Below are 10,210 nucleotides of genomic sequence, written 5' to 3' on the forward strand. Positions count from 1 at the left end.
CCTGAAGCCGCGTCACGGCATTGGCTTCATCGTCGCCGGATCCCGGAGCGGCAGCTTCTTGTAAGGGAGCGGCGTCGCGTCCTTCAGGGCGCCGGCGTGGTCGGGGTCGCCCGGTTCCACCTCGTCGCCCTTGCCGACGACGACGATGACCATCTTGTTGACGTCGAAGAGCTGCTTCGCCATGCGCTGCACGTCGGCCGCGCTGACGGCCTGGATCTTCTCGCGGAAGTTCGCCCACCAGTCTTCGGGCCAGCCTTCGCGGGCTTCGTCGGCGAAGCGCGTCGCGATCGCCTGCTTCGTGCCCCACTGGCTGGGGAACGCTTCGATGATGCCGTCCTTGTTGACGCGCATCTCTTCTTCGGAGGGCGCCTGGTCCTTCAGCTTCTTGATCTCTTCCATGGCGAGACGCAGCGCGTACGCGACGGAGCGGTTCTTGTTCTGCATCGTGCCGATGACGTCGCCGCGCCAGTACGTGCCGGGCTCGAGGTTCGAGTAGACGCCGTAGGTGAGCCCCTCGTCGGAGCGGATCCGCTTCATGAGGCGGCTCGTGAACCCGCGGCCGCCGAGGATCTGGTTCGCCACGAACGCCGCGTACCAGTCGGGATCGCTGCGGCGGATACCGGGGAACGCCCAGCGGACCGCCGCCTGCGTCCCGTCCTTGTCGACGAAGTAGAGGCCGGGGGTCCGCTGGAACTCGGGAGCGGGAACGGCGGGGCTGACCTTGGCGTCGGGCCCGGCCTTGATCGATCCCACGGTGCGGTCGAGCGCGTCGATCATCGACTTGCGGTCGAACTGCCCGGCGGCGGCGACGAAGAAGTTCGACGGATTGAGGAAACGCTTGTGGAAGGCGGCGAGGTCGCCCTGCGTGATCGATTCGAGGCTGGCCATCGTGTCGTCGGCGCTCGCGAAGTGATCGTCGCCGAAGAGGAGGTGCCGGGACTGGTAGCCGGCGATCGACAAGACGTCGTCGTTGCGGCGCCCGATGCGCTGCCGGCCCTGGCGCTTCGCGAGGTCGAGACGATCCTGCGCGAACGCGGGCTGCGTCAGCACCTGCATCATCAGGTCGAGGCCTTCGCTGAGATCCTTATCGAGCACCGTGAGCGACACGTTGCAGCTCGTGTCGGTGCACGCGCTCGTCAGCGTCGCGGCCAGCGACTCGAGCCGGTCCTCGAGCTGCGAGGCGTCGAGCTTCGCCGTGCCGCCCTGCGCGAGCTGCGCGCCGTAGATGGCGGCGAGCCCTTCCTTCCCCTTGGGGTCCATGTACGACCCGCCGCGCCATGAGACCGTGACGCGCACGAGCGGCGTTCCTTCCTTGCCGTTCGGCGCGACGTAGACGGGGATGCCGTTCTTGAGCTTCGCCTTGTAATCCTTCACCCTCGGGGTGTCGAACTTGATCGGAGAGAAGCTCAGCTTCTCGGGACGGTCGGGAATCTGCTGCGCGAGCGCGGCGGTCGCCACGAGGAGAACCGGAATCGCTTTGCGGATCATCACTGGTTCTCCTTCTCGGTGGGGGCCGGCGGGCGAGGCCCGCGCCGTCTCATGCCCTCGGGGGGTGCGCCGCCCTTCCGCGTCGTGATGAGCACGTTGCGTCCTTCCTTGACGAGGTACTCCTTCGCCACGCGCTGCACGTCGTCCTTCGTGACCGCCTGCACGCGCGGGAGCGCGTCCTTGAAGTCTTGGACCGTTCCCACCGCGAGGAACTGCGCCAGAGTCTCTCGGATGCCGGCGTTGGTCTCGAGCCGGTTGTAGTAACCGACGACCGTCGCGTTCTTGAAGTGCTCGAGCTCGTCGTCGGTGACGCCGTCCTTGATGATGCGATCGATCTCCGCCTGGAGCGGGGCCTCGAGCTCTTCGGGGCCCTTGCCGGGCACCGGCGTGACGTCGAACTCGAAGGTGCCGCCGAATTTCATTCCGCGCGAAGCGGCGGAGGCCCGCGTCGCGATCTTCTGGTCGAGCACGAGCGCCTTGTTGAGACGGCCGGAGGGCGGCCGCGCGCCGCCCGGGCCGCCGGGGCGCCCCTGGAACATCGCCGTGCCGCCGAGGATGCCGGCGAGCGCTTGTAGCGCGGGCGCGTCCTTGTGGACGGCGGGCACGGTCTTGAAGACGACCTGGTACGACGGAGTCGTGTCGACCTCGGCCAGCATGCGCTGTTCCGCCGGCTGCTTCGGCTCGAGCGTGATCACCTCGGGCACGCCCTTCGGGTTCGCGGGGATACGCCCGAAGTACTTCTCGGCGAGCGCGGTCGCCGTGTCGGGGTTGAAGTCGCCGACGATCACCGCGGTGATGTTGTTCGGCGCGTAGTAGGTCGCGAAGAACTCGTTGGCCGTTTCCCGAGTGAACTGCGAGATGTCGCTCGGCCAGCCGATCGTCTCCCAGGTGTACGGGCTCGCCATCCAGGTCATCGCGTTGAACGCCTCGTCGACGACACCGCCGGGGCGCGACTCGAGCGACTGGCGGCGCTCCTCGAAGATGACGTCGCGCTCGCTGTAGAACTCGCGGAAGACGGGGTTCGCCAGCCGGTCGGACTCGATCCACATCCAGAGCTCGAGCTTGTTCGACGGTAGGCCGACGATGTAGAAGGTGCGGTCCTCGTTCGTCGACGCGTTCAGGCCCGTGCCGCCGGCCTGCGTGTAGATCTTGTCCATCTCGTCCTTGACGATCAGCTCGCGCTGCTCCTTCACGAGGCGGTCGAACTCGTCGAGGGCTTCCTGGAGTTTCGGCGTGCGCGCCTTGGGGTCCATCATGTCGGCGATCTCGCCGCGGCGCTGCTTCTCGCGAAGGATCGACAGCTCCCCGCGGATCGTCGCCTGGACCGCATCCTGGCGGTCGTTCAGCTCCGCGTCGCGCTTCGCGTCCTTCGTGCCGATCGTCTTCGTGCCCTTGAACATCATGTGCTCGAACATGTGCGCCATGCCGGTGATCCCCGGCCGCTCATTGGCGCTTCCCACGCGCGCCATCCAGCCGAACGAGATCGTCGGCTGGTCGTGACGCTCCACCATGACGAGACGCATCCCGTTCTTGAGCGTCCGCTCGACGATGGGAACGTCCTGGGCCATTACCGGCGCCGCCGCGAGCAGCAGTGTGCCGAGCGCGATCCCTCGATGCACGATCATGATTCCTCCTCGGACTGTCTCTGAAGAGGGGATTCTAAGCGGACGGAGACGCAACGGAGCGACGATTTCGGACTAAACCATTTACGTCCGCCGGGAGTCGAATGCGGAGCTTACGGCCGCCACCAACGCGACCTCGTCGAGAGGCTCAGCAGCGCCCTCGCCTGAATTCGGCGTACGATTCGCCCAACGATCCGAACGGGGAGGGACATCATGCGACCCACGACACGCCTTGCGTTCGCTTTCGCCGTCGTCTGCGGACTCCTGTTGGCGCCCGCCGCGCGCGCAGCGGTTCAACAAGTTTGGATTTCCCAGGTCGACCCGGGACCGACGACTCCCCCCAGCGACGACACCGGGGAGCGCATTGCGATCGACGGCGTCGGGAATGTCCTCATCGCCGGGCGCGCGGGCCGCGTCCCCGAGACCGCGCGCGTTCTCGTCGCGAAGCTGAGCGCGAACGGGGCGCTGCAATGGCAGCGACCCATCGACGCGACCGCCCCCGCGATCTTTGACGGCCCATTGTTTCTCGGGCTCGACGGCACGGGGAACGTTCTTCTGGCGTGGCAGGAGTCGATCCACAGCGGTGGGGTGGAGATCGACGCGCCGATCCGCCTGGCCAAGATTGGCGGCGACGGCAGCGACATCTGGAGGACGACGTACAACCCCTCGGATTTCGTCACACTCGGTGATTTCGCGGTGACCGCGGACGGTGGACTCGTGATCGTCGGCACCTCGGCCGGGACCACGGGAAACGACGGCCTCGCGCTCACGGTCAAGATCGGATCGAGCGGCGCCGTTCAATGGGAGGACCGCTTCTCGACGGCGCATGAATTGGCAGCGGCGACGGCCGTCGCGATCGATCCGTCGTCTGGCGCTGTCGTCGTCGGCGGCTCGTCGGCCCCCTCGGGCTCCGAGTCGAAGACGCTCTTCATCCAATACGACGCTACCGGTCACCGCCAGTGGTCGAAGCGGATCGCGTCGGATCGGATCCTGAACTTCGAGGAGGTCTTCGACATCGCCGTCACCCCGTCGGGGAACATCCTGGCGAGCGGACGTCGAACGGCGTTCGGTGGGCCGTTCCATAGCCAGGGGCTCCTGTACGAGCTCCGGGGCACGAACGGGAAGCTGGATTGGTCGCGATTCTCGGCTCCGTCCACGAACGACGTCGAGTTCGATCTCGTTCGCACCGACTCCACGGGGAACGCCATCGTTGCGGGGTCGAGTAATGATTCGCCGAACAGCACCTCGGACCGCCTCGTCGCGAGGTTCCTCGCCGATGGGACGCCGGTGTGGTCGCAGATCCTCGACCTCCGCCCGGTGGACGTGATCTCCGGGCTCGCCCTCGACGCGGCCGGGAACGCCTTCACGACCGGGTATTCGACCGACTTCAATCTCGCGGATCCCACCGTGTGGGTCACCAGCCGTTTCGACGCCGCAACGGGGCACGCGTGGGACGTCACCCTCGACGTCGCTACCTACTACGACTGGGACAAGGGACTCGACGTCGCCCTGACGCCGGCGGGAGAGATCGTCGTCACGGGCCGGACGCTGAATACCGTCTCGCCGTCGACGTTTTCGGGAGACGCGACGACGATCAAGTACGCGGAGCAGTGATCAAGCTTTGACGGCGATGATGTCGACCATCGGCGGCGAGACGAAGTAGGCGCTCGGGTCGCTCCCGTACGCCTTCCAGTCGGCGACGAGGGCGTCGTGCTCGGCCTTCGTCAGGCGGCCTTCCTCGACGAGCTTCGGCGCGTAGGTCTCGATGAAGATCGTCGGCCAAGTCCAGAGCGGCGAGCCCGGGCGCGCGACGCGATGGAGCGGCGCGATCTCCGTGACCTTCATGCCGTGCTTGGCGAGGAGCGACGGGAGACGCATGCCGATCTCGGTGTCACCGCCGTGGCCGCGCCACGCTTCCGCGACGACCGTGACGAACCGGCGGAACGCCTTGCTCGGCGGCGCGAGCAGGATCCCCTCGTAGTGGAGGTAGTCCTGGCTCGTGAAGACGCCGCCGGGCTTGAGCGCCTTCGCCACGCCTCGCACGACGGCTTCGGGATCTTTGACGAAGCAGAGCACCCAGCGTTGGTAGGCGGCGTCGAGACTCTCGGGCTCGAGGTCGAGCTTCTGGACGTCCCCCACCCTCGCGTCGATCGTGCCGTTGGCGAGGAGGACCTGGCGGTGCTTCAGATACTCGATGTAGCGCGCCGACTCGTCGACGGCGATCACCTTGCCCTTGGGCGTGACGACGCCGGCGAGATCGAAGCTCGTGTATCCGGGGCCGCTGCCGAGGTCGAGCACCGTGTGGCCGGCCCTGATGCCGGCGCGCTCCCACAGCGCGAAGGCGGCGCCGCTCCACATGCGGTGCTGCAGTCCGAGACGCACCAATTCGGCGTCGTTCGTGCCGAGGGCGTATTCCTTGGTTCCTGTGTCGCTCACGTTCACCTCGCGGGCCCGTATCCTAACCGCCGATCGTGACGATCACGTTTCCCTTCTTGTGTCCCAGCTCGACGTAGCGGTGCGCGTCGGCGATCTGCTCGAGCGGGTAACGGCGGTCGATGACCGGCTTCAGCCGCCCCGATTCCACGAGAACCTTGAGCCGCTCGATGTCGTCGCGGCGGGGCCAGGTCAGTCCGTCGTCGACCGAGACGACTCGTCCTCCGATGGTCAGCGCCTTCCGGCACGCCTCCTTCAGCGCGGACGTCTTCTTCCGCCCGGCGGCGTCGAAGACGACGTCGAAGCGTCTGCTCCCGGGTGATTCCTCCCTCGCATAGTCGATCACCTCGTCGGCGCCGAGCGATCGCACGAGATCGAGGTTCGCCGTGCTGCAGACCGCCGTGACGTGGGCGCCGAGCCCCTTCGCGAGCTGCACCGCGGTCGTTCCGTTGGCTCCCGACGCCCCGTAGACGAGCACGCGATCGCCCTTGCGGATGTCGGCCTTCGCCAGGAAGTGTCCCGCGAGCAAGCCGGCGTAGGGAATGGCGGCGGCCTCGTCGTGCGACAGATTCGACGGGGCGAGAGCGAGGAGGCGCGTCTTCTCGGCGAGGCGGATGCGCTCGGCGCAGCAGCTCATGCGCATGAGCGTGAACGCCCAGACGCGGTCTCCAGCGCGGAAGCGCGTGACGTTCTTGCCGGCCGTCTCGATCTCGCCTGCGAGCACCGCGCCCGGGATCGCGCGACGCGGCTTCGTGAAGCCCACGAAGAGCCGGAGCATCGCGCGCGCCGGCAGCGGTGAGGCGGGAATTCCGCTCCGGATGAAGCAGTCGCTCGGCGTGACGGCCGTCGCCCGGATGCGGATCACGACGTCGCTGCCGCGCGGGACGGGATCGGCGAGGTCTCGGATCTGCAAGACCTCGGGAGGCCCGTACCGTGTGCAGACGACGGCTTTCATCGGTCGTGCTTACGAGCGAGCGAAGCTTTCAGTTCTGGAATTGCGCAGAAGGCTGTGCGGGGCGTAGCCTTCGGCCATGCTCCGGATCGTCGCCGCAACTGCCGTCTCCTTCGTGCTCGTCGCACCTTCGTGGGCCGGGACGCCGTCTCTGGGCGACATGAGCAAGGTGGGCACCGTCGACTTCCCGACGTCGTGCAACGCGAAGGCGCAGCCGGATTTCATCCGCGGCGTCGCGCTGCTCCACTCGTTCTTCTATGAAGAAGCGCGACGGCTCTTCAGTGAAGCGGCCGCGAAGGACTCCGGCTGCGCGATGGCGCAGTGGGGCATCGCGATGTCGTACTACCACCCGATCTGGGCGCCGCCGACGGCGAAGGACCTCGAAGCGGGGCTGGCGGCCGTCGAGAAGGCGGAGGCGGTCGCGAAGGTGACCCCGCGCGAGCACGACTACATTGCGTCGACCGCGGCGTTCTATCGCGCGGCCAAGGACAACGCCTCGGGCCCGCCCGGGATGAGCTGCCACGGGCCGACCGACAACGCGTCGCGCCGCGCGTCGTTCTCGGCGTCGCTCCTGAGCTTGCACGAGAAGTACCCCGACGACGTCGAGGCCGCGGCGTTCTACGCGCTCTCCCTCATCAAGGCGAGCCCGACGCCGGCGGACATCCCGACGCAGCTCGAAGCGGCCGGCATCCTGGAGGCGCTCTGGAAGACGCATCCCAATCATCCGGGGCTCGTGCACTACCTGATCCACGCCTACGACTATCCGACGCTGGCGTCGAAGGGGCTCGCCGCGGCGGACTACTACGCGAGCATCGCGCCGCAGGTCCCGCACGCGCTCCATATGCCGTCGCACATCTACACGCGCCTCGGGATGTGGTCGAAGTCGATCGAGGCGAACCTGGCGTCGGCCGACGCCGCGCGCGAGTACGCGGCGAAGTACCACCCCGGCGCGGCGAACTACAACGAGCTGCACGCGCTCGACTACCTGGCTTACGGTTACCTGCAGACCGCGCAGGATACGAAGGCGCGCGAGGTCGCCGCGCGCGTCGCGGCGATCCCGAGGACTTACCCCGAGGTCGATTTCGCCGTGGCCTACTCGGCCGGCGCCGTCCCCGCGCGTCTGGCGCTCGAGCGGCAAGCGTGGTCCGAGGCGGCGACGCTCCCACCGCCGAACCCGAAGCTGGTCGAGAAGTTCCCGTTCGATGCGGCGCACGTCGAGTACGCCCACGCGCTCGGACGCGTGCGCACGAAGGATCTCGACGGCGCGCGCCGCGCGCTCACGCGCATGCAGGAGCTGCACGACGCGAGCACCGACCCCGCGGCGGCGTATTTCCGCCGGCAGCTCGAGCTGCAGCAGCTCGCCGTGAAGGGCTGGCTCGCGTGGGGCGAGGGAAGAACCGACGAGGCGATCGCGTTCCTCCGCTACGCCGCCGACGAAGAGGATGCGCTCGGCAAGCACCCGGTGAGCCCGGGAGCGATCCTGCCGGTGCGCGAGCTGCTCGGCGATCTCTACCTGGAGATCGACCGGCCGGTCGACGCGCTCGTGGCCTACGAGCAATCGCTCATGCTCAATCCCGAGCGCTACCGTGCGATCGCCGGAGCGGCGCGTGCGTCCGAGCGCGCGGGGAAGGCCGACAAGGCGCGCGACTACTACACGCGGCTTCTCGAACTGGCGAAGCCGGGCGACGGGACGCGGCCCGAGATCGCGCAGGCGCGGGCGTACCTCGAGGGCGCTGCGACACCGATCGCCGGACGGTAGCCCGTCACTTCACCGGCCAGCGCGGCGGCGGCGACGGTGCGCGCGGCGGCGTGTCGGAGTACGCGACCGCCGGCTCCTCCGTCGGCTCCGGCGCTTCGGCGCCGTAGCGGCGCGCAAGATCGCTCGCGGGATAGAAGAGCGCCGGCTCCGGGTCCTGGCGGTGGCCGATGAAGAGGACCGCGGCGGGCTCGTCCATGCCGACGACGACGTGAGAGACGCCGGCGGGGAAGTGGACGAAGTCCCACGTCTCGAGGAGCCGTTCTTCTCCGTTCGCGAGAAGGCGGCAGCGCCCCGAGAGGACGAGGAGATCCTCCTGGGCTTCCTCGCGGTGATAGCGGCAGTTCGGCTTCCCCGGCTCGAGCACGTAAACGTGGATGCCGACCTGCGGGAACGGATCGCCGGGTCTCTCGAAAGAACCCTTCGGCCCGAAGAAGTCACCGCGGCGCGTCCATCGCGCGTCCTTCACGTTGACGACGAACCAGCCGTCGCGCTCCTTGATCATGCGGGGGATTCTAGCGCGCGACGGCCACCGAAGGATGCCACGCGTAGAGCACGCTGCCGTCCTTGATGCGGTCGATGAGCGCGTGCGCGATCTCGAGGCGAATCGCTGGGCAGCCGAAGCTGCGCCCCAGGCGGCCGAGGATCTTCACGGAGGCGTCGCTGACGTAGGCGGCGCCGTGCATCACGATCGCGCGGGCCTCGGCCCGGTCGTTGACGAGCGGCTCGGTGCCGCGGAGGCGCAACGAGTAGCCGTTGTCGCCCGTATACGTGCCTTCGGTGACGAACGCGCCGAGCGAGCTCATGAGGCTTCCGTCGGCGTTCGAGAACGACGTCGCGACGTCGTCGCCGGAGTTCTTGCCGTGCGCGACGCGCTCGCTGTAGAGCAGGCGCCCCTCCGCGAGGTCGAACACGAAGAGGCGCTTCGCCGTCGAGGGGAGCGCATAGTCGATGACGCTCAGGACCGGGCGCTTCGCGGCGCCCTCCTCGCTCAGGCAATCGTACGATGCGAGCGCCGCATGGAGGGCGTCGGCGTGAAGCTCCGGAGCCTGCTGGAGCATCGCGCTCTCGCGGTCGGCGGCGCGTACCGTCCCGCACAGGACCGCAAGGGCGAGGAGGATCCCCACACGCTTCTTCATCCCGGTTCAATGGTAGGCCGCGAGCGCGCCCGCGTCACGCTTTCCGGAGACTTTCGAAACCGTAAATGTCGGGCGCCCGGGGAAAAAGGTCCGGCCCCGGAACCGTTCGCCTTGGAGGGGGGGTAGGGTGGCGAACGATCCCGGGGCCGTTGCGTGTGGGCCCTTACGGGCAGGGAGACGTATTCGGTCGAACCGTTCCGTCGCTCATCGTGCCGAGACTGCTCTCGACGCCGTTCGCGACTCCGGTCACGAGATAGAAAGCCGCTCCACCGGCGTGAGGTGTCGTGAAGTCGTCGTACCACGGGTTCGCGAGGCCGCACAGATGGCCGGCGAGCAGATTCGATCCTGCCGTCTGCGTGTAGACGCCGGTCGACTTGAGCGTGCTGAGCGAGCCTCGGTAGACGTTCCATGCCGTATAGCCGGACTCCTTCTGCCACTCGAGGTAGTCCTTCCCGAGATCGGAGCCGGTGATGTAGATGAGACCGTCCTTCGTGTCGCAGGCGTCGCCGATGCCGTCGTGGTTGATGTCGGACTGGGTCTCGTTCGGAACGAGGACGCAGTTGTCGCACGCATCGCCGACGCCGTCGCGATCGTTGTCGTCCTGGTGGCTGTTCGGGACGGTCTTGCAGTTGTCGCACGCGTCGCCGACGCCGTCACCGTCCGTGTCCTGCTGGGCGGGGTTGAAGACGGCGGCGCAGTTGTCGCAGGCATCGCCGATGCCGTCGTGGTCCTTGTCCGACTGATCGGCGTTGGCCACGAACCGGCAGTTGTCGCAGGCGTTCGGGATGCCGTCGCCGTCGCTGTCGGTGCCGGACGCGTC

The 10,210-nt window shown here is 67.8% G+C and carries 8 protein-coding genes and 1 pseudogene; 2 read left to right on the forward strand and 7 right to left on the reverse strand.

Annotated elements, in window-relative coordinates; all coding sequences use genetic code 11:
- Positions 1 to 12: 12 nt before the first annotated feature.
- Complete coding sequence (locus VFV19_08470; GenBank protein HEX4824334.1) at positions 13 to 1,488, reverse strand: pitrilysin family protein; 1,476 nt, start codon at positions 1,486 to 1,488, stop codon at positions 13 to 15.
- Positions 1,488 to 3,113, reverse strand: coding sequence for a pitrilysin family protein (locus tag VFV19_08475; protein ID HEX4824335.1), 1,626 nt, complete (start codon positions 3,111 to 3,113; stop codon positions 1,488 to 1,490). The genes VFV19_08470 and VFV19_08475 overlap by 1 nt, the downstream gene beginning before the upstream one ends.
- A 210-nt stretch (positions 3,114 to 3,323) precedes the next feature.
- On the opposite strand from VFV19_08475, the gene VFV19_08480 reads away from it, so the two are divergent.
- Positions 3,324 to 4,724 carry a hypothetical protein gene (locus VFV19_08480; GenBank protein HEX4824336.1) on the forward strand — a complete coding sequence of 467 codons (1,401 nt, stop codon included), beginning with the start codon at positions 3,324 to 3,326 and terminating at the stop codon, positions 4,722 to 4,724.
- Here VFV19_08480 and VFV19_08485 read toward each other — a convergent pair whose 3' ends face one another.
- Both VFV19_08485 and VFV19_08490 read right to left on the reverse strand, forming a co-directional pair.
- Entirely contained in the window at positions 4,725 to 5,546 is an 822-nt protein-coding gene (locus VFV19_08485; GenBank protein HEX4824337.1) for a methyltransferase domain-containing protein, read from the reverse strand.
- 22 nt (positions 5,547 to 5,568) lie between these two features.
- Entirely contained in the window at positions 5,569 to 6,498 is a 930-nt protein-coding gene (locus VFV19_08490) for an NAD(P)-dependent alcohol dehydrogenase (protein ID HEX4824338.1), read from the reverse strand.
- A gap of 76 nt (positions 6,499 to 6,574) precedes the next feature.
- Here VFV19_08490 and VFV19_08495 point away from each other — a divergent pair, with 76 nt between their 5' ends.
- Entirely contained in the window at positions 6,575 to 8,254 is a 1,680-nt protein-coding gene (locus VFV19_08495) for a hypothetical protein (GenBank protein ID HEX4824339.1), read from the forward strand.
- Between the two features lie 4 nt (positions 8,255 to 8,258).
- On the opposite strand, the gene VFV19_08500 is transcribed toward VFV19_08495, so the two are convergent.
- The 3 genes and pseudogenes from VFV19_08500 to VFV19_08510 all read right to left on the reverse strand — a co-directional run bounded on the left by VFV19_08500 (position 8,259) and on the right by VFV19_08510 (position 10,183).
- The gene (locus VFV19_08500; GenBank protein HEX4824340.1) at positions 8,259 to 8,756 is read right to left on the reverse strand and encodes a cupin domain-containing protein; all 498 of its coding nucleotides are present in this window, start codon (positions 8,754 to 8,756) and stop codon (positions 8,259 to 8,261) included.
- A gap of 10 nt (positions 8,757 to 8,766) precedes the next feature.
- A complete protein-coding gene (locus tag VFV19_08505; protein HEX4824341.1) occupies positions 8,767 to 9,390 on the reverse strand; it encodes a murein L,D-transpeptidase catalytic domain family protein in 624 nt (207 codons plus the stop codon).
- 556 nt (positions 9,391 to 9,946) lie between these two features.
- Positions 9,947 to 10,183: pseudogene (locus VFV19_08510) on the reverse strand (thrombospondin type 3 repeat-containing protein).
- Positions 10,184 to 10,210 lie beyond the last annotated feature (27 nt).

Source organism: Candidatus Polarisedimenticolaceae bacterium (genome assembly GCA_036275915.1).
Lineage (GTDB): Bacteria > Acidobacteriota > Polarisedimenticolia > Polarisedimenticolales > DASRJG01 > DASRJG01.